General features: G+C 69.7%; 24 protein-coding genes. 18 read left to right on the top strand and 6 right to left on the bottom strand.

The genetic code is table 11. From position 1 onward, the window contains the following. Nucleotides 1–5 precede the first annotated feature (5 nt). Nucleotides 6–458 (top strand): luciferase domain-containing protein, encoded by a 453-nt coding sequence (locus tag ACWDNU_RS25735; protein WP_449670768.1) that lies wholly within the window; start codon nt 6–8, stop codon nt 456–458. Between the two features lie 59 nt (nt 459–517). Further along, nucleotides 518–946 (top strand): hypothetical protein, encoded by a 429-nt coding sequence (locus ACWDNU_RS25730; protein WP_449670767.1) that lies wholly within the window; start codon nt 518–520, stop codon nt 944–946. A gap of 62 nt (nt 947–1,008) precedes the next feature. On the opposite strand, the gene pdxS is transcribed toward ACWDNU_RS25730, so the two are convergent. After that, nucleotides 1,009–1,920, bottom strand: a complete 912-nt coding sequence (gene pdxS, locus ACWDNU_RS25725) for a pyridoxal 5'-phosphate synthase lyase subunit PdxS (RefSeq protein WP_370936504.1) — start codon at nt 1,918–1,920, stop codon at nt 1,009–1,011. A gap of 413 nt (nt 1,921–2,333) precedes the next feature. On the opposite strand from pdxS, the gene pdxT reads away from it, so the two are divergent. From pdxT to ACWDNU_RS25710, 3 genes are all read left to right on the top strand, one after another. Beyond that, on the top strand, nt 2,334–2,969 hold the full coding sequence (pdxT, locus tag ACWDNU_RS25720; protein WP_449670766.1) for a pyridoxal 5'-phosphate synthase glutaminase subunit PdxT: 636 nt from the start codon (nt 2,334–2,336) through the stop codon (nt 2,967–2,969). A 60-nt stretch (nt 2,970–3,029) separates the two neighbouring features. Next, on the top strand, nt 3,030–3,785 hold the full coding sequence (locus ACWDNU_RS25715; protein ID WP_116204315.1) for a YebC/PmpR family DNA-binding transcriptional regulator: 756 nt from the start codon (nt 3,030–3,032) through the stop codon (nt 3,783–3,785). A 158-nt stretch (nt 3,786–3,943) separates the two neighbouring features. Further along, nucleotides 3,944–4,465, top strand: coding sequence for a DUF4262 domain-containing protein (locus tag ACWDNU_RS25710; protein WP_370936506.1), 522 nt, complete (start codon nt 3,944–3,946; stop codon nt 4,463–4,465). A gap of 109 nt (nt 4,466–4,574) precedes the next feature. On the opposite strand, the gene ACWDNU_RS25705 is transcribed toward ACWDNU_RS25710, so the two are convergent. Beyond that, the gene (locus ACWDNU_RS25705) at nt 4,575–5,018 is read right to left on the bottom strand and encodes a cupin domain-containing protein (protein ID WP_449670765.1); all 444 of its coding nucleotides are present in this window, start codon (nt 5,016–5,018) and stop codon (nt 4,575–4,577) included. A gap of 133 nt (nt 5,019–5,151) precedes the next feature. Between ACWDNU_RS25705 and ruvC the strand changes: the two genes are divergently transcribed. The 8 genes from ruvC to ACWDNU_RS25665 all read left to right on the top strand — a co-directional run bounded on the left by ruvC (nt 5,152) and on the right by ACWDNU_RS25665 (nt 14,631). Beyond that, entirely contained in the window at nt 5,152–5,754 is a 603-nt protein-coding gene (gene ruvC / locus ACWDNU_RS25700) for a crossover junction endodeoxyribonuclease RuvC (protein WP_037811289.1), read from the top strand. Further along, nucleotides 5,751–6,347 carry a Holliday junction branch migration protein RuvA gene (gene ruvA, locus ACWDNU_RS25695; protein ID WP_344276934.1) on the top strand — a complete coding sequence of 199 codons (597 nt, stop codon included), beginning with the start codon at nt 5,751–5,753 and terminating at the stop codon, nt 6,345–6,347. The genes ruvC and ruvA overlap by 4 nt, the downstream gene beginning before the upstream one ends. Nucleotides 6,348–6,353: 6 nt before the next feature. Beyond that, on the top strand, nt 6,354–7,442 hold the full coding sequence (ruvB, locus tag ACWDNU_RS25690) for a Holliday junction branch migration DNA helicase RuvB (protein ID WP_370936508.1): 1,089 nt from the start codon (nt 6,354–6,356) through the stop codon (nt 7,440–7,442). A gap of 118 nt (nt 7,443–7,560) precedes the next feature. Then, nucleotides 7,561–7,983, top strand: coding sequence for a preprotein translocase subunit YajC (yajC, locus tag ACWDNU_RS25685; protein ID WP_370936509.1), 423 nt, complete (start codon nt 7,561–7,563; stop codon nt 7,981–7,983). 218 nt (nt 7,984–8,201) lie between these two features. Beyond that, on the top strand, nt 8,202–9,923 hold the full coding sequence (gene secD / locus ACWDNU_RS25680) for a protein translocase subunit SecD (RefSeq protein WP_449670764.1): 1,722 nt from the start codon (nt 8,202–8,204) through the stop codon (nt 9,921–9,923). Between the two features lies 1 nt (nt 9,924). Continuing rightward, a complete protein-coding gene (gene secF / locus ACWDNU_RS25675; protein WP_449670763.1) occupies nt 9,925–11,160 on the top strand; it encodes a protein translocase subunit SecF in 1,236 nt (411 codons plus the stop codon). Between the two features lie 4 nt (nt 11,161–11,164). Then, nucleotides 11,165–11,683, top strand: coding sequence for an adenine phosphoribosyltransferase (locus tag ACWDNU_RS25670; RefSeq protein WP_370936512.1), 519 nt, complete (start codon nt 11,165–11,167; stop codon nt 11,681–11,683). Nucleotides 11,684–12,243: 560 nt separating this feature from the next. Beyond that, nucleotides 12,244–14,631: a RelA/SpoT family protein gene (locus ACWDNU_RS25665; protein WP_449670762.1), complete on the top strand. Its 2,388-nt coding sequence runs from the start codon at nt 12,244–12,246 to the stop codon at nt 14,629–14,631. A 1-nt stretch (nt 14,632) separates the two neighbouring features. Here ACWDNU_RS25665 and ACWDNU_RS25660 read toward each other — a convergent pair whose 3' ends face one another. Together ACWDNU_RS25660 and ACWDNU_RS25655 are read right to left on the bottom strand one after the other, a co-directional pair. After that, nucleotides 14,633–15,034 (bottom strand): DUF1304 domain-containing protein, encoded by a 402-nt coding sequence (locus ACWDNU_RS25660; RefSeq protein ID WP_449670761.1) that lies wholly within the window; start codon nt 15,032–15,034, stop codon nt 14,633–14,635. After that, a complete protein-coding gene (locus ACWDNU_RS25655; RefSeq protein ID WP_449670760.1) occupies nt 15,031–15,480 on the bottom strand; it encodes a cupin domain-containing protein in 450 nt (149 codons plus the stop codon). The genes ACWDNU_RS25660 and ACWDNU_RS25655 overlap by 4 nt, the downstream gene beginning before the upstream one ends. Between ACWDNU_RS25655 and ACWDNU_RS25650 the strand changes: the two genes are divergently transcribed. The 3 genes from ACWDNU_RS25650 to ACWDNU_RS25640 are packed head-to-tail and all read left to right on the top strand — an operon-like array spanning nt 15,479 to nt 18,214. Continuing rightward, nucleotides 15,479–16,591 (top strand): helix-turn-helix transcriptional regulator, encoded by a 1,113-nt coding sequence (locus ACWDNU_RS25650; protein WP_449670759.1) that lies wholly within the window; start codon nt 15,479–15,481, stop codon nt 16,589–16,591. The two genes, ACWDNU_RS25655 and ACWDNU_RS25650, sit on opposite strands and share 2 nt — an antisense overlap. A gap of 54 nt (nt 16,592–16,645) precedes the next feature. Beyond that, nucleotides 16,646–17,425, top strand: coding sequence for an enoyl-CoA hydratase/isomerase family protein (locus ACWDNU_RS25645; protein WP_370936517.1), 780 nt, complete (start codon nt 16,646–16,648; stop codon nt 17,423–17,425). Nucleotides 17,426–17,467: 42 nt separating this feature from the next. After that, nucleotides 17,468–18,214 (top strand): N-acetyltransferase, encoded by a 747-nt coding sequence (locus tag ACWDNU_RS25640; protein ID WP_449670758.1) that lies wholly within the window; start codon nt 17,468–17,470, stop codon nt 18,212–18,214. Between the two features lie 6 nt (nt 18,215–18,220). Here the strand turns inward: ACWDNU_RS25640 and ACWDNU_RS25635 are convergent, their stop codons facing one another. After that, nucleotides 18,221–19,000 (bottom strand): aminotransferase class IV, encoded by a 780-nt coding sequence (locus tag ACWDNU_RS25635; protein WP_449670798.1) that lies wholly within the window; start codon nt 18,998–19,000, stop codon nt 18,221–18,223. A 7-nt stretch (nt 19,001–19,007) separates the two neighbouring features. Beyond that, entirely contained in the window at nt 19,008–19,892 is an 885-nt protein-coding gene (locus ACWDNU_RS25630) for a peptidylprolyl isomerase (protein ID WP_370936519.1), read from the bottom strand. Nucleotides 19,893–20,028: 136 nt separating this feature from the next. On the opposite strand from ACWDNU_RS25630, the gene ACWDNU_RS25625 reads away from it, so the two are divergent. After that, a complete protein-coding gene (locus ACWDNU_RS25625) occupies nt 20,029–20,610 on the top strand; it encodes an MBL fold metallo-hydrolase (RefSeq protein WP_449670797.1) in 582 nt (193 codons plus the stop codon). After that, nucleotides 20,607–21,248, top strand: coding sequence for a hypothetical protein (locus ACWDNU_RS25620; protein ID WP_449670757.1), 642 nt, complete (start codon nt 20,607–20,609; stop codon nt 21,246–21,248). Before ACWDNU_RS25625 ends, ACWDNU_RS25620 begins: the two co-directional genes overlap by 4 nt. Nucleotides 21,249–21,441: the final 193 nt, after the last annotated feature.

The following is a 21,441-nucleotide window of genomic DNA, read 5'->3' as shown; positions in this document are numbered from 1 at the left end:
GACTCATGTTCGACATCCCCGACCGCGCCGGCCCGGCCCCGCGCACCCGCGGCCCGATCCCGCACGGCCAGCTCAACCAGATCGCCCCGACGACGCTGCAGGAAGAACTGTGGCAACGGATGCGCTCCCTGGCAGGCGTCTACCTCGCGCCGACGCACGTGCCCTACCCGGAAGCAAGGGCGATCCACCTGGCCCCGGAGTTCGGCACCGGTCCCGATGACGCGTTCATCAAGCACAGCCGCGAATTCGCCCACCTGCACCCGCAACAGGACGGGAGCCTGCACATGACGCTCCCGCCGATCGCGAAGAAACTGGTCACCGAGGCGGGGTGGGGCGTGCCGCACCCGATCCAGAACACGCAGCTCGTGTATGGGCCTCGGGACCGGGAAGAGACAGAGATCGTGTGGCGGGTGGTGCTGGAGTCGTACAGCTATGCCCGGGGGCGGCACAGCGACTGAGCGCTCGGGGTTGATGGCGGACGGCTCGACCAGCCGCGTGCGAGGGTAAAATCGTTCCCGTGACCGGGTGGACTCCAGCGGTGTACCGCGGAGACGGGGCATGGATCGGCATCATGCCCGGCGGCCTGATCGGCGCAGGCGTTGAACTGGAGGGCCGGGCGACCCTTGAAGCATCCGGGTTCGTGCCGATGTGGCCCTTCCTGGAGCGTGACCTGTCCGCCTGCCTCGGCGAGTTTTCCCGCGCGTGGGAATCTCTCGACGGGGGAGGCGTGTCCACCCCGGAGATGCTGATCGAGCTTACCGTCGAGTCGGCCTGGAACTCCGGACGTCCCTACTGGATGCGGCTGGCCGTTCCCTGGGCCGTCGAGATGGCGCGACTGCCGAATTTCGACCGCGAATTCGTCTCGGAGCTGCTCGGCCGGATGGCAAGCTCGGAGATCGCGGACACGGATCTGCGGGATCGAGTCGAGCGCGCTCTTTCGCAATGAACGAACGGCGAGGGCACAGTGCCCTCGCCGTTCGCCTTGAAAGCTGAATCAGAGCAGAACGATCACCAGCCGCGCTCAGCGAGCCGGTGCGGCTCCGGCACGTCCTCGACGTTGATCCCCACCATCGCCTCGCCCAACCCGCGCGACACCTTCGCCAGCACATCAGGGTCGTCGTAGAACGTCGTAGCCTTCACGATCGCCTCGGCGCGCTGCGCCGGGTTGCCGGACTTGAAGATGCCCGAGCCGACGAACACGCCCTCCGCGCCCAGTTGCATCATCATCGCCGCGTCGGCCGGGGTCGCGATGCCGCCCGCGGTGAACAGCACCACCGGCAGCTTGCCCGCCTCGGCCACTTCGCGAACCAGCTCGTACGGCGCCTGCAGCTCCTTGGCCGCGACGAACAGCTCGTCCTCCGGCAGGTTCTGCAGGCGGCGGATCTCGCCGCGGATCTTGCGCATGTGCGTGGTCGCGTTGGAGACGTCGCCGGTGCCGGCCTCGCCCTTCGAGCGGATCATCGCCGCGCCCTCGGTGATGCGGCGCAGCGCCTCGCCCAGGTTGGTCGCGCCGCACACGAACGGCACGGTGAACGCCCACTTGTCGATGTGGTTCGCGTAGTCGGCGGGGGTGAGCACCTCGGACTCGTCGATGTAGTCGACGCCGAGCGACTGCAGCACCTGTGCCTCGACGAAGTGGCCGATCCGGGCCTTCGCCATCACCGGGATCGACACCGCCTCGATGATGCCGTCGATCAGGTCCGGGTCGCTCATCCGGGCGACGCCGCCCTGCGCGCGGATGTCCGCGGGGACGCGCTCCAGCGCCATGACGGCGACCGCGCCCGCGTCCTCGGCGATCTTGGCCTGGTCGGCGGTCACGACGTCCATGATCACGCCGCCCTTGAGCATCTCCGCCATGCCGCGCTTCACCTTCGCGGTGCCGGTGACGGTCTGGGGTTCGGCGTTCTGCTGCTGTGACACCTTCGGGCCTTTCTCGGGGGGAGCGGAAGCTTTCTTCTCCTCCAGCGTAGGTCGCCGGTGGACCGCTGAGGCAGGCCATTGCACGGGTATCTCGGAAGGCCACTTCCCTCGGCGGAAGATCCACTTGGGCTCGGTCACGTTTCCGGCAGGATGCGTTGACCTGGGCCTTCCGGATCGGCCTACCATGGGAGACAGGTCCAGGCCGGGAACGGCAGAATGGACCGGTGCCGGTGGAGACCACCTTCGAGGTGGCCACTGGCGACAGATTTCAGCAGTCCACTTCACATCGGCTCAGTACCGGCCGACGGCGCGCTCCGCGAGTGGGCGGCGGCCCTGGTGCTGCCCGCCTGACCTGCCCGGTTGCGTTCCGGACGGTCCCCCTAAGCTGGTGCGAACGTCTCACGGGAGGTCGGGTGGCGACAGCTACGGGAGCACGGCCGGCGGTCGGCGTGCTCGCCTTGCAAGGCGCCGTGCGCGAGCACGTCGCGATGCTGGAAAGCGCGGGCGCCCGCGCGGTTCCGGTGCGCCGCCCCACTGAGCTGTCCGAGATAGACGGCCTGGTGCTGCCCGGCGGGGAGTCCACCACGATGTCGCGGCTGCTCGAGACCTTCGAGCTGCTCGAACCGCTGCGCGAGGCGATCGCGGGCGGCCTGCCCGCCTTCGGCTCGTGCGCCGGGATGATCCTGCTGGCCCGCCAGGTGCTCGACGGGCGCCCGGACCAGCAGCAGCTCGGCGGCCTCGACGTGGTCGTGCGGCGCAACGCGTTCGGCAGGCAGGTCGACTCCTTCGAGGCCGATCTCCCGTTCGCCGGCGTTCCCGGCGGGCCGCTGCACGCGGTGTTCATCCGGGCCCCGTGGGTCGAGAAGGCGGGAGACGGCGTCGAGGTGCTGGCCACCGTGCCCGACCCGGAGGACCCGCCGGACGGGCCGAGGGCGGATAGGATCGTCGCCGTCCGGCAGGGGGCGGTGGTGGCCACGGCGTTCCACCCGGAGATCACCCGGGACGAGCGCGTGCACCGGCTGTTCGTCGAGCTCGTGCGGAAAGCCTGAGCAAAGGATTGCGGCGGCCGCGCCGGGAGGCACGCGGCCGCGGGAACAGATGGAGGAAAGATGAGCGGCCACTCCAAGTGGGCCACGACGAAGCACAAGAAGGCGAACCTCGACGCCAAGCGGGGCAAGCTCTTCGCGCGGCTGATCAAGAACATCGAGGTCGCCGCCCGCACCGGGACCGGGGGAGGGGACCCGGACGGCAACCCGACGCTGTACGACGCGATCCAGAAGGCGAAGAAGAACTCCGTCCCGCAGGACAACATCGAGCGCGCGCGCAAGCGCGGCGCCGGCGAGGAAGCGGGCGGCGCCGACTGGCAGAACATCACGTACGAGGGCTACGGCCCGAACGGCGTGGCGGTGCTGATCGAGTGCCTCACCGACAACAAGAACCGCGCCGCGATGGAGGTCCGGACCGCGCTCACGCGCAACAACGGCTCGCTCGCCGACCCGGGCTCGGTCGCCTACATGTTCAACCGCAAGGGCGTCGTGATCATGCCCAAGGCGGACGCGACCGAGGACGACGTCCTCATGGCGGTCCTCGACGCGGGCGCCGAGGAGGTCAACGACCTCGACGAGAGCTTCGAGATCGTCTCCGAGGGCGGCGACCTGGTGCCGGTGCGCAAGGCGCTGCAGGAGGCCGGGTTCGAGTACGAATCGGCCGAGCTGACCTTCCTGCCGTCGGTGAGCGTCCCGCTCGACGTCGACGGCGCGAAGAAGGTCTTCAAGCTGATCGACGCGCTCGAGGACTGCGACGACGTGCAGAACGTGTACGCCAACTTCGACGTGTCCGATGAGGTCATGGCCGCGGTGGACTGATCCAATCGCCCGCGACACGGCCGCGCCCCCGGCACTCCGGGGGCGCGGCCGTTTTCGGATAAATTTCCGTTGGCGCGCAAGGGAAACCGCGAAAATCCTTGGGACGGCGGGAAAATGACCGGCGCGGGGACTGGGCTCGGGCGCGCGGGTGGGGCAGAATGTCCGCCGTGACGACCTCCGCCCTCACCGAGCAAGAGCAGAGCCTCATCGCCTGGATCGAAACCCAGGCGAGGGAACGAGGGAACGCGGTCATCGCCGTGCCCGCCGACGAGCAGGGCGCGGGCTACTGCTTCACCGCGTGCGCGTGGGCGTTGCACAACGTGCCCGAGGCCGTCGTGATCGGACTGCCCGACCACATGGCCCCGGTGCTGCTCGACGCATACGTCGACCGGTCCGCCAACGGCGAGATCTTCGAGGTCGGCAAACGCTACGACGATTTCTTCGACGGCGCGCCGGTGATCTTCGAACGCGTCGCGAAAGGCCACTACCCGGAGTACTTCGGGTCCGCGTTCCTCGTCTACCCGGACGGCGACTTCCCGGCGCTGCAGATGATCGTCGCGACGCCGGAGGGCTACTTCCCGTGGCACGCCGACGCGCCCGAGGGCTTCGCCGAATGGCAGCCGGTGCTCACCGAGAGCGGGGACCCGGAGAGCTGGACTCCCGGCGTCGACGGTCCCTGACCCGGCTCGCCGCGGCCCGGTTTCGCGGTACGTGAGGGCCACCCTCATTGACTCTGATTCCCTCAGGGTTCCCCTCACGTACCTGAAGACCGAGTCTCCGGCACAGCGGCTAGCCCAGCGCGGCCAGGTCGTCGGCGGCGTCGGGAAATCGCGCGGCCAGCGTCGCCGGGTCCGCGAACTCCACGCAGTCGTCGGTATAAGGCGGCATCACCACGGTGCCGAGCAGGCTCCAGGCGCCCAGCGGCACCGTCGCCTGCCAGGTCCCGGCAGGCACGACCACCTGCGGACGTTCTCCGGCGGCGACATCGCTGCCCAGCACCGGACGCGTCACCTCGCCGCCGGGATGCAGCAAGAGCATCCGGGCAGGCGAGCCAGCGTGGTGCACGAACACCTCGACGCGGTCGAGACGGTGCGGCGCGGAGATTTCGGGCGCGGTGAGCAGGTAATAAATCGCCGAACCCTCGTCCGCGCGCCAGCTCTGCGCGAACCGGCCGCCCTCCACCGGAAGCGGCTCCAGACCCAGGTGCGCGACGTAGTCCTCCGGTCCCGGCATGCCTCCATCGTGCTCGCGGGGGCGATCAGGCGTCCACCTCGGCCGCCGTTTTCGCGTGTCCGTCCGCCGGGCCGCGCTCGGCGACCGTTAGCCTGCATCTCGAACGGATGTTCGCGCGGGCGAAGGAGAAACGGTGCGGGTGCTCGGGGTCGACCCCGGTCTGACCAGGTGCGGCCTCGGCGTGGTCGACGGCGGCAAGGGCCGGTCGGTGCGCCCGGTCGCGGTCGGGGTCGTGCGCACGCCCGCCGACCAGGATCTCGCGCAGCGGTTGCTCGGCGTCGCCGACGAGGTGGAGCGCTGGCTCGACAAGTACCGGCCCGAAGCCGTTGCCGTCGAGCGGGTGTTCGCGCAGCACAACGTCCGCACCGCGATGGGCACCGCGCAGGCGGGCGGGGTCGTCGCGCTGTCGGCGGCGCGGCGCGGGCTGCCGGTCGTTTTTCACACGCCCAGCGAGGTCAAGGCCGCCGTCACCGGGTCCGGGCGCGCGGACAAAGCGCAGGTCACCACTATGGTGATGCGGCTGCTCGGGCTCGAGGTCAAACCGCATCCGGCGGACGCGGCCGACGCGCTCGCGCTCGCCATCTGCCACCTCTGGCGCGAGCCGATGCGGGTCCGGCTCGCCGAGGCCGAGGCCCGCGCGGCCGAACTGGTCCGCGCGCACAAGGCCCGGCTGGCGGCCGCGGCCAAAGCGGCCGGAACCACCACGAAGCAGAACGAAACAGGAGCACGACGATGATCTCCTCGGTACGCGGCGAAGTGCTGTCCGTCGGGCTCGACCACGTGGTGGTCGAGGTCGGCGGCGTCGGCCTCGCCGTGCAGGCCACCCCGGCGACGCTGGCCACGCTGCGCCGCGGCGAGCAGACGCGGCTGCACACCGCGCTGGTCGTGCGCGAGGATTCGCTGACCCTCTTCGGGTTCGCCGAGGAGGACGCGCGCGAGCTGTTCGGCCTGCTTCAGACAGTGTCCGGGATCGGGCCGCGGCTCGCACTGGCGACGCTGGCCGTGCTGGAGCCGGACAAGCTGCGCGCGGCGCTCGTCGAAGGCAACATCACTGTGCTCACGCAGGTGCCCGGCATCGGCCGCAAGGGGGCCGAGCGGCTCAGCCTCGAACTGCGGGACAAGGTCACCGCGCTCGGCGGCGCCGCCGACGCCCCGGTCGTCACCGCGCCCGGCGCGCTGCGCGGCGAGGTGGTGGAAGCGCTGGCCGGACTGGGTTTCCCGGCCAAACAAGCCGAGCAGGCGGTGGACCGCGTGCTCTCCGAGGGCGACGGGCACACCACGTCCTCGGTGCTGCGCGCGGCGCTGGCCGCGCTGGGCCGCAAGCGGTAGCCGCCGATGAACCACGAAGTGACCGAGTTCGACACCGGCGGATACGAGGCGGACGACGAAACCCTGTCCGCGCTCGCGCAGACCGGCGAACGCGACCTGGAGACCTCGCTCCGGCCGCGCAAACTGGACGAGTTCGTCGGCCAGGAACGCGTCCGCGAGCAGCTGGAACTGGTGCTGGAGAGCGCCCGGCGGCGCGACGTGCCGCCGGACCACGTGCTGCTGTCCGGCCCGCCCGGCCTCGGCAAGACGAGCATGGCGATGATCGTCGCCGCCGAACTGGGCGCGGCCATCCGGATCACCTCCGGGCCGGCGCTGGAACGCGCGGGCGACCTGGCCGCGATGCTGTCCAACCTCGCGCCCGGCGACGTCCTGTTCATCGACGAGATCCACCGCATCGCCCGGCCCGCCGAGGAAATGCTGTACCTCGCGATGGAGGACTTCCGGGTCGACGTCGTCGTCGGCAAGGGGCCCGGCGCGACCAGCATCCCGCTGGAAATCGCGCCGTTCACGCTGGTCGGGGCCACCACCCGGTCCGGATCGCTGACCGGCCCGCTGCGCGACCGGTTCGGCTTCACCGGCCAGATGGAGTTCTACTCGGCGGCCGAGCTGGAGCTGGTCGTCCGCCGTGCCGCGAAGATCCTCGGCATCGAGATCGACAGCGACGGCTGCGCCGAAATCGCCGGCCGTTCGCGCGGCACGCCCCGGATCGCCAACCGGCTGCTGCGCCGGGTCCGCGACTACGCCGAGGTGCGCGCCGACGGCAAGGTGACCCTGGAGGTCGCGCAGGCCGCGCTGAAGGTCTACGACGTCGACGAGCTGGGCCTGGACCGGCTGGACCGGGCCGTCCTCGGCGCTTTGACCCGTTCGTTCGGCGGGGGACCGGTGGGCATTTCGACGCTCGCGGTCGCCGTCGGCGAGGAGGCCACTACGGTCGAGGAGGTGTGCGAGCCCTACCTGGTCCGGGCCGGTATGCTCGCCCGCACTCCGCGCGGCCGGGTCGCGACCGCGGCCGCGTGGCTGCACCTCGGACTGGTTCCGCCCGCCGACGCCGGACGGCCAGACCAGGGTGGTCCGACGCTGTTCGACCAGGCCTGACAAGGGCGGACAGCGGCCCGGGTGGTGGCGTTTCCGCCGGTACCTGGCACACTCGAACACAGCACATCCGTCGAAACCGGACGCGGGCAGCCGAGAAAGGCGTCCGTCGAGGAGAGTCATGAACCAGTTACTGCTGCCGTTGCTGCTGCTGCTCGTGGTGGCCGTGCCGCTCGTCATGGGCACCCGCAAGCAGAAGAAGCAGCAGGCGGCTCAGCAGGAGATGCAGAACAGCATCGCCCCCGGCGACCGCGTGATGACCACGTCGGGCATGTACGGCACGGTCGCCGACACCAGCAGCGACACCACGATCGACATCGAGATCGCGCCGGGCGTCGTCACCACCTGGCTGCGGCTCGCGGTGCGCGAGAAGGTCGAGCCCGTCACCGAGGCCGAGGAGAACGAGGACTCGGCCGAGACCGAGGTCGCGGGCATCGAGTCGTCGACGTCTTCGGAGGCCCCGGCCCAGGAGTCGATCTCCGCCGAGGAGAGCAAGACCTCCGGTGCGCAGGTGGCGCCCCCGCTGGAGCACGGGAAGAAGTAGCCTCCGCGCTTCACCGGGCAGTGATCCGCCCACAGCCTACGAAAGTCGGTACGGGCGAACGCCGGGCTCACGCAGCACCGAGTACTGTCTCGGTGCTGCGTGCGTGTCCGCCGTCATAGTTCACGCCCAGCCGCGTCCGGAGGACCCCCTTCCGGCTCGCGCACCCGAAGCACTTGGGGTCCATCCAGTCCGTGCCAGTTCGAGGAGACCGAAGCACAGTGGCACCATCGGCCGGGCATCTCCGCCCGGGACGCTATCTCGCCTTCTTCGCCCTGATCGTGGTCGTGCTGTACGCCTTGGTGTTCTTCACCGGCAGCGGCAAAGCGACGCCGAAACTCGGCATCGACCTCCAGGGCGGCACCCGGGTCACGCTCACCGCGCGCACGCCCGACGGCGGCCAGCCCACCCGCGATTCGCTGAACCAGGCGCGCCAGATCATCGAGACCCGCGTGAACGGGATCGGCGTCGGCGGCACCGAGGTGGTGCTCGACGGCAACAACATCGTGATCACCGTGCCGGGCGAGCAGGGCGACGAGGCGAAGAACCTGGGCCGGACCGCCAAGCTCGGGATCCGCGAGGTGATCACCTCGGTCCCGAACACCCCGGCCGCGCCGCCCTCGGCTCCCGCCTCCGGCGCCCCGAGCGCCCCGGCGACCGCGCCGAGCAAGCCGGCCGGCGGCGGGGGAGCGGAAGGCGCCCCGGCGCAGCAGCCGCCGAGCACGACCCCGTCGGCCCCGGCCTCGGGAGCAGGCGGCCAGGACGCGGGCAAGAACCCGATCGAGCAGGCCCGCGCGGTGCGCCAGGCTCCCGCGCTGATGCCGAAGGACCCGAAGAACCAGCAGGAGGCCGCCGCCGCGCAGGCCGCACAGCAGAAGGCGCTCGCCGCCCTCACCTGCGCGCCCAACGCCGCGGACCCGCTGGAGGGCAACGACCTGCCGAACCAGCCGCTGGTCACCTGCGGCGACAAGGACGCCACCAAGTACGTGCTCGGCCCGGAGATCATCCCCGGCACCGAGATCTCCAATGCGAACTCCGGCTACGACCAGCAGCGCGGCCAGTGGATCGTCGACCTGAGCTTCAAGAGCGCGGGCGGCAAGACCTGGGGCGACTTCACGTCGGCCAACATCGGCAAGCAGGCGGCGTTCGTGCTCGACACGGACGTGGTCTCCGCGCCGACCGTGCAGAACGCCATCCTCGGCGGCAACACGCAGATCACCGGCAAGTTCACCCAGACCGACGCGAAGAACCTGGCGGACATCCTCAAGTACGGTTCGCTCCCGCTGTCGTTCGACTCGTCCGACGCCACCACGGTGTCCGCGACGCTGGGCTACGCCTCGCTGCAGGCCGGCCTGATCGCCGGCGCGATCGGCCTCGCCGTCGTGTTCGTCTACTGCCTGTTCTACTACCGGCTGCTCGGCATCCTCACGATCTGGTCGCTGGTGCTGTCCGGCCTGCTCGTGTACGCGGTGCTGGTGCTGCTCGGGCGGTGGATCGGGTACACGCTCGACCTCGCGGGCGTCGCCGGCCTGATCATCGCGATCGGCATCACGGCGGACTCGTTCGTCATTTACTTCGAACGGCTGAAAGACGAGATCCGGGAGGGCCGGACCTTCCGGTCCGCGGTGCCGCGCGGCTGGGCCCGGGCGCGGCGCACGATCCTGGCCTCGGACGCGGTCAGCTTCCTCGCCGCCGCGATCCTGTACATCATCGCCGTCGGCGACGTGCAGGGCTTCGCGTTCACCCTCGGCATGTCGACGGTGCTCGACCTGGTGGTCGTCTACCTGGTCACGCATCCGCTCGTGGCGATGGTGTCGACCTCGAAGTCGAAGTTCCTGTCCAACCCCCGGAATCTCGGCCTCGGCGCCGTCCAGAAGCTCGGCGCGCAGCGCAAGTCCACGCGCCCCGCTCCCGGCCGCCGCGCGAACGTGAAGGAGGCCTGACGTGAGCGACGAAACCGCAGGCGTCACCTCGGAAAACCCGGACGGCCCGGACAGCGGGGCCACCGCCGCCGCCAAGGCGGGCAAGAAGGAAAGCTTCTTCCACCGGCTCCACGTCGGCACCGGCGCGGTCGACATCGTCGGCTCGCGCAAGCGCTGGTACATCTTCTTCGCGCTGCTTCTCCTGGTGTGCATCGGCTCGATGATCTTCCGCGGCTTCAACGTGGGCATCGAGTTCGAAGGCGGCACGCAGATCCAGCTGCCCGCGCACGGTTCGCACGGCCAGATCACCCAGGACCAGGTGATCAAGTCGTTCAACACCGCGCTGGGCGAGGCCCCGGCGGAGACCCAGACCGTCGGCACCGGCAACGCGGCGACCATCCAGACCCGCTCCGAGACCCTCACCGCCGACCAGGTGGCGAAGGTCAAGAAGCAGATCTTCGAGGATCTGGGCCCGATCGGCACCAACGGCAAGTCGAGCGAGCAGGCGATCAGCGACAGCGCGGTGAGCGCGTCGTGGGGCAACGAGATCTCGCGCCAGGCCCTGATCGCGCTCGCCGTGTTCCTGGTCGCGGTCGTGATCTTCCTGGCGATCTACTTCGACACCAGGATGGCGTTCGCGGCGCTCATCTCTCTGCTGCACGACATCGTGGTCACCGCGGGCGTGTACTCGCTCGTGGGCTTCGAGGTCACGCCCGCGACCGTGATCGGTCTGCTGACGATTCTCGGCTTCTCGCTGTACGACACCGTGGTGGTGTTCGACAAGGTCCGGGAAAACACCCGGGGCCTGCTCGGCCTGTCGCGGCGCACGTACGCCGAAGCCGCGAACCTGGCGCTGAACCAGACCCTGATGCGATCGTTCAACACGGCGTTCATCGCCCTGCTGCCGATCCTGGGCCTGCTCATCGTCGGCTACATCCTGCTCGGCTCGGGCACGCTGCAGGACCTGGCGCTGGTGCAGCTGACCGGTACCTTGGTCGGCGTCCTGTCGTCGGTCGCACTGGCGACGCCGCTGCTGGTCGACTTCAAGATGCGCGACCCGCAATATCGCCAGCAGGCCGACCGGGTGGCGGCCCGCCGGGCGAAGGCCGCGAAGCGCGAGGCAGCGGACGACGACTTCGACACAGGCGACGAAGAGCAGCTGGCCGCCGAACTCCGCAAGGAAAAGGCAATGGCCGCAGCGGCCGGCGTCCCCGCGCGGCACCCGAAGCAGCGTCCGTCGGGGAAGAAGAAGCGCTGAGCCCATGAAGCTCGACGAGGCACTGGACCTGATCGCCGAAGTCCCGGACTTCCCGGAACCAGGCGTCCTGTTCCGCGATCTCAGCCCGCTGTTCGCCGACGGCCCAGGCTTCGCCGCGGTCGCCGACGGCTTGGCGCACACCCTCGACCCGGCCGCCGATCTGGTGGCCGGCGTCGAGGCCCGCGGCTTCCTCCTGGCCGCCGCGGTCGGCTACTCCCGCGGCATGGGCGTGGTCCTGGTCCGAAAACCAGGCAAACTCCCGTCGGTCGCAGGCCGGGTCGACTACTCCCTGGAATACGGCACCGCGAGCGTCGAACTGCCCGCAAACGTAGTGAAGCCAGGCCAGCGCATCGCGATCATGGACGACGTCCTGGCCACCGGCGGCACCGTGGCAGCGACAGCGAAACTCCTGGAAGACGCGGGCGCGACAGTCACCGGCGTATCGGTCGTGCTGGAGCTGGCCGCCCTGCAGGGCCGCTCCGCCCTGGGCGGCCGCGCGGTACACACACTCCGCACCGTCTGACACTCCGCGCAGGCTGTACGTGAGGGGAACCCTGAGGGAATCAGATTCCCTCAGGGTTCCCCTCACGACTTTTCGCACGCCGTAAGAGGCCCCTTCACGGACTTAGCCTCCCTCAAGGAGCCCTTCACGGACCGCCCCGCCCTGCCGCTCGCTGCCGCGAGGACGTGCCCCAACGTGGCATTGGGTGCGTCGCACGCACCCGATGTGGCATTCGGCGCGTCAGACGCACCCAACGCCACATTGGGGCGCTAGCCCAAGCCCACCACACAACCACAGCCGATGCACCCAACCGGCGTTGCACCCACACCACCCCCGCACCCCGATACGAAGCCAAAATGCGGTCTGTGGGTGCTTGTCAAGGCATCTTTCCAGCCTTGACAAGCACCCACAGACCGTCATCACAATCAAGCTTCGGGGTGCCCCACGCAACCAAAGCGGCAAGGTCGCCGCCAGGCGACGAGCCGACAGCAACAGAGCGCAACGGCACGTCACCAACTCGACCAAAAGACCAACCGGTTACCCTGAAGGTTCGAGGCCGCACGAAGCAGCTGGAGGTGCGGGTGAGCCAAGAGCTCGACGCCAACGTCCCCGCCAAGGGCGGTGCCACCCCCTCCAAAGGCGGCACCCCCGCCAAAACCGGTGCCAAAACCGGCGCCACCGCCGCAGACCCCGGGCGGCCGAACGGAGCCGCACCCAACCCGTCCGCGACCCGCCGCGTCCGCGCCCGCCTGGCCCGCCGGATCACCGCCCAACGCGCCGCCCCGGTCAAACAGGTCCTCGAACCCCTGGCGGTCATCCACCGCGAACTGCACCCGAACTCCGACCTGGGCCAACTCCAACGCGCCTACGACGTAGCCGAAGAACTCCACCGAGAACAACGCCGCAAATCCGGCGACCCGTACATCACCCACCCCCTCGCGGTCGCCACCATCCTCGCCGAACTGGGCATGGACACCACCACCCTCGTAGCAGCCCTGCTGCACGACACGGTGGAAGACACCGGCTACTCCCTGGAACAACTCAAGGCCGATTTCGGCGACAAGGTCGGCGAACTAGTCGACGGCGTAACAAAGCTGGACAAGGTCAAGCTCGGCACCTCGGCCGAGGCGGAGACCATCCGCAAAATGGTGATCGCGATGGCGAAGGACCCGCGCGTCCTGGTCATCAAGCTCGCCGACCGGCTGCACAACATGCGCACGATGCGCTTCCTGCCGCCGGAGAAGCAGGCCCGCAAGGCGCGCGAGACGCTCGAGGTGCTCGCCCCGCTGGCGCACCGGCTCGGCATGGCCACGGTGAAGTGGGAGCTGGAAGACCTCGCGTTCGCGATCCTGCAGCCGAAGAAGTACGACGAGATCGTCCGGCTGGTCGCCGACCGCGCGCCCTCGCGCGACACCTACCTGCGCAAGGTGATCGCGGACCTGACGAACAACCTGGTGTCGTCGCGGATCACCGCGAAGGTCGAGGGGCGGCCGAAGCACTACTACTCGATCCACCAGAAGATGATCGTCCGCGGCCGGGACCTGGACGACATCCACGACCTGGTCGGCGTGCGGATCCTGGTCGAGGACGTGCGCGACTGCTACGCCGCGATGGGCGTCGTCCACGCGCTGTGGCAGCCGGTGCCCGGGCGGTTCAAGGACTACATCGCGCAGCCGCGGTTCGGCGTGTACCAGTCGCTGCACACCACCGTGATCGGGCCGGACGGCAAACCGCTCGAGGTGCAGATCCGCACCTACGACATGCACCGCACCGCCGAGTACGGCATCGCCGCGCACTGGCGGTACAAGGAAACCAAGGGCACGCACGCCAGCAACAACGGCATGGAGCTGGACGAGATCGCGTGGATGCGGCAGCTGCTCGACTGGCAGCGCGAGGCCGCGGACCCGGGCGACTTCCTCGAATCGCTGCGCTACGAACTGGCCGCGCGCGAGATCTTCGTGTTCACGCCGAAGGGCGACGTGATCACGCTGCCCGCGGATTCGACGCCGGTGGACTTCGCGTACGCGGTGCACACCGAGGTCGGCCACCGCTGTATCGGCGCGCGCGTGAACGGGCGGCTGGTCGCGCTCGAGCGGAAGCTCGAGAACGGCGAGGTCGTCGAGATCTTCACGTCCAAGGCGGAAAGCGCCGGGCCGAGCCGCGACTGGCTGCAGTTCGCCGGTTCGCCGAAGGCGCGCGCGAAGATCCGGCAGTGGTTCGCGAAGGAGCGCCGCGACGAGGCGATCGACGCGGGCAAGGAAGCGATCACCAAGGAGATCCGCAAGGTCGGGCTGCCGATCCAGCGGCTCGTCTCGGCGGAGTCGATGGGCTCGGTAGCGACCGAGCTGCGGCATGGCGACATTTCGTCGCTGTACGCGGCGGTCGGCGAGGGCCACACCAGCGCGAAGCACGTGGTGCAGCGGCTGGTCGCGCTCATCGGCGGGGTCGAGGAGGCCGAGGAGGAGCTGGCCGAACGGGCCACGCCGTCCACGGTCACGCGCCGCCGCGGCTCGAACGACGTCGGCGTCATCGTGAAGGGCGCGAGCGACGTCTGGGCGAAGCTGGCGCGCTGCTGCACGCCGGTGCCAGGCGACGAGATCCTCGGCTTCGTGACGCGCGGCGGCGGCGTGAGCGTGCACCGGACGGACTGCACGAACGCCGACGACCTGCGGACCCAGCCGGAGCGGCTGGTCGAGGTCGAGTGGGCGCCGTCGTCCTCCTCGGTGTTCCTGGTGGCGATCCAGGTCGAGGCGCTCGACCGGCACCGGCTGCTGTCGGACGTCACGAAGGTGCTGGCCGACGAGAAGGTGAACATCCTGTCGGCCTCGGTGACGACGTCGCGGGACCGGGTGGCGGTGAGCCGGTTCTCGTTCGAGATGGGCGACCCGAAACACCTCGGGCACGTGCTCAAGGTCGTTCGCGGCGTCGAGGGCGTGTACGACGTGTACCGGGTGACCTCGGCTTCGTAGTTCAGAACGCCGTCGCGACCAGCGCGGCCAGCGGCGGGAGTGCTTGGGCGAGCGCCCCGGCACGTCCCGCGCCGCGCGGTCGGCTCAGTGCGAGCAGGTCGGACACGCCCAGCGCGATCCCGGCGAGCGTCATGAACGCGCAGCTGTAGAGCACGAGCACGCGTCCGGCCGCGGCCTCGCCGGTGTGCAGCAGCACCAGGCCGGTCACCGGTCCGCCGGCGAGGAACAGGTTGTACCAGCCGACGTTGAACGACCAGAGCCGCGTGGCGGGCAGATTCTCGGCGGGGATCCGGAAGATGCCCGCGTGCACGCCCGGCCGTTCGAACAGCAGCACTTCCCACGCGAAGGCCGCCAGGTGCACCAGAACGGCGATCCCGGCGAGAACCTGCGCCACGATGTTCACGCCACTGGCTCCCCGAACGTGACCCCGTGCCGGGCCGCGATGTCGCCGAGCAGCGGCACGGCGGCCGGCCACAGGGCGTTGGCCGGGACGGTGCGGTCGATCTCGCGGAAGAACTCGCCCATCGCGTCGTCCGGGGTCAGCACGAGGAACTTCGCGTGCGGCGTGCGCACGGTGAACGTGTTGGGGACGCCCGCCGGGATGTGCACGAAGGAACCGGGGCCGAGTTCGTGGAGTTCGCCGTCGAGGCGGACGGTGATGCGGCCGCACAGGACGTAGAAGCCTTTCGCCCACGGGTCGGCGTGCGGCGGGACGGCGGGGCCGCGCGAGGCGTCGACCTCGAACAATTCGTAGCCGCCGGTGTCCGCGGCGGACGCTTTCACCGTCACGATGGCGTCTTTCGTGTCCAGTTCAGGGCCTTCGCCCGAGGTGCTGAGGTGAATGGTCATGCCACCGAAGGTAGAAACGCCGAGGCGGCGCGACCATCCCGGAAATCAGGGATACCGGCTGGGGAAGGGCGCGCGCATACTTCCTCGGGTGTGGGAAAGCCGGGCGCGGGGCGTGCGGCGGGAGCTGGCGGCTCTCGCCACGGCCGGCTGCGGTGTCGCCGAGCTGCACGCGGCGGCCATCGAACTGGTCGACCGGGTCGTGCCGACGGAGTTGACCTGCTGGGCGTCGCTGGATCCGGACACCGCCGTGATCAGTTCGATGACCAGCGGCCGCGCGCGCATCCCGGGGGAGTACGAGCCGCTGCTGGCGACGTATGAGTACGACGGCGCGGAGCCGCATGCTTTCGCGCAGCTCGCCCGGCGGCCGGTCCCGGTGGCGCGGCTTTCCGGTCTGCCGCGCCGGGAACGCGAGCGCAGCGGCCGGTGGGCGCGGGTGTGGCGGCCGCTCGGGCTGGAGAGCGAGCTGCGCGTCGGGTTTCGCGCGGACGGCGTCTGCTGGGCCGCCGCCGGGCTGGTGCGACGGGGCGAGTTCAGCGACCGCGAGGTCGAGTTCCTGACCTCGATCGGGCCGACGCTGGCCGCCGCCACGCGAGTGGCGGCGCTGGCGCGAGGCGCGGCTTCGGCGGCGGAACCGGCGATTGTCGTGGTCGGACCGGACGGCCGCCGGCGCGGGGCGACCGAAGGCGTCGGCGCGTGGGAGTCCGAATTGGACGCGATCGCCGACGGCCGGTTCGCGATGCTGCTGCGCGCGGTCGCGGTCGGCGCTCAGACCGCGGCGAGCGGCACGTTCCGCGCCAGGGTTCGCGACGCACGCGGCGGCTGGATTGTGTTGCAGGCCAGCAGATTGGTCACCGGCGACGACGCGCGCGACATCGTCGTGACGATCCGCCGAGCCTCCGGCGGGGAGCTGCTGGACGTGCTGCTCGCGGCCTACCGGCTGACCGCGCGCGAACGCGACGTGTGCCGGGAAGTCCTGTCCGGACTGTCCACTTCGGACATCGCGGCGCGGCTGGGGATCTCTGCGAACACCGTGCAGGACCACCTGAAGTCGGTGTTCGGCAAGGTCGGCGTGCGCAGCCGGGGCGAGCTGACGGCGCGGCTGTCCGGTTAGGCCGGTGATCTGTCCCACAGCGGGATTGTCGCAGGGGCGCATTAGGGTGCTGGCATGACGGACGGACTCGAGTTCACCCGCGAAGGCGCCGTGGCCCGGCTGACGTTCTCCCGCCCGGAGAAGATGAACGCGATCACCCACGGCATGTGGGCGGCGATCCCGGGCGTGGCGGCCGAGGTCGAGGCCGATCCCGAGCTGAAGGTGCTCGTGCTGACCGGGGCCGGACGGCATTTCTCCGCGGGCGCGGACATCGGCGAGTTCCGCGAGCTGCGTTCGACCGCGGACGCCGCCGCGAAGTACGACGAGGCCGTGGACAGCGCGGTGGCGGCGCTGACCGCGATGCGCAAGCCGACGGTCGCGATGGTCCAGGGCAACTGCATCGGCGGCGGTTGCCAGATCTCGGTCGCCTGCGACTTCCGCTTCGCCGCGGACGACGCGCGCTTCGGCATCACCCCGGCCAAACTCGGCATCGTCTACCACTTCGCCTCGACGCGGCAGCTGGTATCGCTGGTCGGCCCGGCGAACGCCAAGTACTTCCTGCTGTCCGGCGAACTCGTCGACGCGACCCGGGCCCGCGAGATCGGGCTGGTCAACGACGTGTTCCCGGCCGCGGACCTGGAATCCGCGACAGCGCGGTTCACCGAGACGCTGTGCGGGCGTTCGCAAGCGTCGATCCGCGGGATGAACCGGATCATCGAGAAAATCGTGGCGGGCCAGGAGAAGACCGACGACGAGGTCGAGGAGATCCGGCTCGCCGCGCTGCACGGGGAGGACTACGCGGAGGGCGTGGACGCGTTCCTGAACCGGCGCGCGCCGAAGTTCACCTACCGCTGACCGGCACGGTAAAGCAATTGACGGCCCGGTGAGACTGGGCCTGTGGCTCTGACAATTCACCACCGCAGCCAGGACCCGGAGCTTTTCCGGACGGTCGACCACGCCGATTTCGACCGGTCGTGGCCGGTTTTCATGCAGCACAACCCGACCGGGCACCTGTACTACGGCGAACTCGACACCGTCGCCGACTACGTGCTGCTCGCGACCGACGGAGACGAGCCGGTCGCCAAGGCCTACTCGACGCCGTTCGCCTTCGGCGGCCCCGGCCGCGAAGAACTGCCTGACGGCGGGTGGGACGAGGTGATCCGGTGGCAGCACAGCGACCGGCTCGCTGGCCGCGAACGCAACGCGGCGACCGCGCTGGAAATCGTCGTCCGGAAGGAACGGCAGGGGACCGGGCTTGCTTCGGTGCTGGTGAATGCCCTGCGGGACAACGCTTTCCGGCTCGGGCATGACGTGCTCTACGCGCCGGTGCGGCCGTCGCAGAAGGCGGACGAACCCGAGACTCCGATGAGCGAGTACGCCTTCCGGGTGCGCGACGACGGCCTGCCCTACGACGCTTGGCTGCGGGTCCACGTGCGCGCCGGTGGACGGATCGTGAAGATCTGCCCAGTGTCGATGACGATCCCCGGACCGCTCGCGCAGTGGCGGGAATGGACCGGGCTGCCGTTCGACACCGACGGGCCGGTGGTTGTCGAAGGCGCGCTGAGTCCGGTGCTGGTGTCTTTGGCGCAGGATTCTGCCGTGTATGTCGAGCCGAATGTCTGGATGGAGCATCGGAGGCCCTGAGCGCTGCTAGATCTCGTCCCAGGGCGCGGCTTCGTAAGCCGTCGTCAGCAGTTCCGTCGCGATGGGGGAGGTGCGCAGCGGCATGTCGTCCACGGAGGCGACGGGGCGGCCGATGGTGGCGGAGTTGGTCACGAACATCGCGTCGAACTCCGGAAGCTCCGCCGGGTACACCGGCCGTGTCTCCTGCGGCACTCCGGCCGCGCGGAGCTGTTCTTCGAGCACCAGGTACGTGATTCCCGGCAGCACGGGCGCTTCCGGCCACACGATCGTCCCGTCGCGCAGGAAGCCGACGTTCCAGATCGTCGCCTCGCTGATCCGGCCGTCGGCGGCGAGGAACACAGCGTCGTCGTACCCGGCGAGAGCTGCGGCGCGGGAATGCTGCGTGAGGCCGAAGCCGCCGAGGTGCTTCACGTGCGGCAGATCCCGTTGGTAGGCAACGGATCGCAGCCGCATCGGCGTGGCGACGTGGGAGCGGGGCGGGGCGGTGCGCACGAGGATCTCGGGCGTCATCGCGGCGTCGTGCGGCGACGAGCGCGAGAAAATGATCACTCGCACCGACAACGCGCCCTGGCCGGCGACGAGCCGCCGGACGTAGGTGCGGACCAGGTCGGTGTCCAGTTCGCTGCCGAACAGCTCACGGGTGCTCGCCGCGAGCCGGTCGAGGTGGTAGCGGAGGCCGCGCACGCGCCCGTCGCGAACCTGCATCGCGGTGAAGTGGCCGTAGCTGGTCGCCGCAGCGGCGAGATCGGCGGCGCTGGGAGTGGCGCCGCCGATCTCGATTCGCATCGTCAACTCAGGAAACCGTGACCGCGGTGAACTTCACCGGCTGCTTGGGCTCGCCGGTCGAACCGTCCTGGCCGATCGCGCCGATGCCGTTCTTGGCGATCTTGTCGAGCACCTTCAGGCCCTCGTCGGAGATGCTGCCGAAGATCGTGTACTGCGGCTGCAGCGGCGCGTTGCCGTAGACCATGAAGAACTGGCTGCCGCCGCTGTTCGGCTGGCCGGTGTTGGCCATCGCGAGGACGCCGCGGCCGTACTTCGCGGTGTCGATGAACTCGTCCGGCACGGTGAAGCCCGGGCCGCCGCGGCCGTCCTTCAGCACGTCGCCCTTCGCGTCCGGGTCGCCGCACTGCAGCATCTGCAGGTCGGTGACGCCGAGGCGGTGGCAGATCGTGTCGGTGAAGAAGCCCTGCTTCGCGAGGCTCTCGAACGCCTGCACGGTGCACGGCGCGAGCGCCCGGTCCAGCGTCATCGGGATGTCGCCCTGGGTGGACTTCATCGTGATGTTCACGGTCCCGCTCGACGAGACGTTCTTGCCGTCCGGCACGGTCGGCTTCTTCGACGACGGCGGCTTGCCGCTCGCGTCGGCCGGGTACGAGCACGTCGTCGGGTTCGGCAGCGCCTTCGGGCGCTTGGGGAGCGCGGTGCGCTCAGTGGGGATGTTCGTGACGCTCGGGACCGGCGGCGCGGAGCTCGACGGCGGCGGCGTGGCGGCCTGCTGGTCGCCGCTGCCCCCGCTGTTCACGATCCACACCACCAGACCGGCGACGATGAGGACCACACCGCCGACCACTCCAGCGCCCACGATCTTGCGTCGCTTCGCCTGTTCCGCCCGGCGCACGAGCTGCCGCTCGAGTTTGCGCTTAGCGGCTTCTCGGCGCTGCTGGTTGGTCGCCACCCGCCCTCCAGTTTCCGCTCGAAGTCACACGTCTGAGGTAGCGGCAGTGTATGGGCACAGCCTGTGAGGACTCCGTACAGGGGCGGCTAGTCTTCACCGGGTCGTGATCAAGGCCGCTTCCTGGGAGGAGGGTTCGGTGCTCGTCGCCGGGTTCGCCGCGGGGCCGCTGCGCTCCAATTGCTATCTGCTGGCCCCCGCCGCCGGGGGTCCGTGCGTCGTCGTCGACCCGGGCGAGGGGGCTGCCGAACCGCTGGCCGAGGCGTTGGCGGAGCACGGGCTGGTGCCGGTCGCGTTGCTGGCTACGCATGGGCATCCGGATCATGTGGGTGCTGCTGCTGAGGTGTCGCGGGTGCACGGGGTGCCGTTGTGGATGCATCCGGGGGACGCTGAGTGGTACGACGGGGCGTTTGAACCGCTCACCGGGAACCTTGAGGCGGCCGGGCTGGCTGTGGGGGTCATTCCGTTGCCTGGGCACACGCCGGGGTCCGTGGCGTTCGCGGTCGAGACGGGTGAGGGTGGCAGGCTGGTGTTCACGGGGGACACGCTTTTCGCCGGGTCGGTCGGGCGTACCGGCGGGTCCGGTGCCGATCTGGAGAGTTCGTTGCGCACATTGCTTACGCTCGCTGATGAGACCGTCGTGTTGCCTGGGCATGGGCCGGCCACGACTATCGGGCGCGAGCGCGCCGGGAATCCGTTCGTGCCGGGAGGTGCGCGGTGACTGAGAAGCCGGTGGAGCGGTTGCCGCTGTTCGCTGACGAGCCGAAGCTGCGGCGGCGGCGGGCTTGGTCCGGGATTTTCGGCGTGGTGGTGCTCGCTGCTGCGTTCGGCGGGATCGCGGGGTTGATCGGCGGGCAGGTTGCCGGGCTGATCGTGGCGGCTGTGGTGGCGTTGCCGTTGGTTTACGTGGTGTTGTATGCGGCTCGGCGGCGGGTTTGGCTGGAGGGGACTTCGCTCGTTGTCCGGACCTGGGGGGTGCGGCGGGTGGATTTGCTTGAGGCGCCTCGGTTGGACGTGGTGATCAGTGATGTCCGGGGGAGTCGGACTGTTGCGTTGCTGGTGAATGCTGGGCAGCGGCGGCGGGCTGTGAAGCTTGATTTGGCCGTTTTTTCCGGGACTGGGGGGCGCGAGTTGGGGGCGCTTCAGTTGCGGCGGTTGGCTGATGCGTTGTTGAACAATACTGAGGCTAATGGGTTGGTGTTTTCGGAGTTGTTGGTCGCGGAGTTGCGGGCTGAGGCTCGGGGGGACGCGGTGGCGGAGAGGCCGTTGTATCGGTTGGCTTCTGCTGCGCCTGGGGGGAAGTATTTGCAGAGGTTTCCTATGGAGGCTGTTAGTCGGTTCGTGGCTACGCTGGGGTGAGTTGGGTGACTAGCTCACCAGCTGTGTTTTTTGGCGCCGACTTCGTCGTCGCGGGCGGGATCGCCTTTAAGTCGGCGTCTGAGGAGCGGTGCGACCGCCTGGGCCGCGAACGGCAGCTCGCCCTCGAACTCCGACCCGGACGCGCGGATCCGCTGAAACCGCTCCGCTGCCTGTTCGACGTGGTCCAGCAGCG

This window comes from Amycolatopsis sp. NPDC003676 (assembly GCF_053587275.1).
The sequence above is the reverse complement of the archived record's forward strand: the minus strand, read 5'-3'. Positions and strand labels throughout refer to the sequence as shown.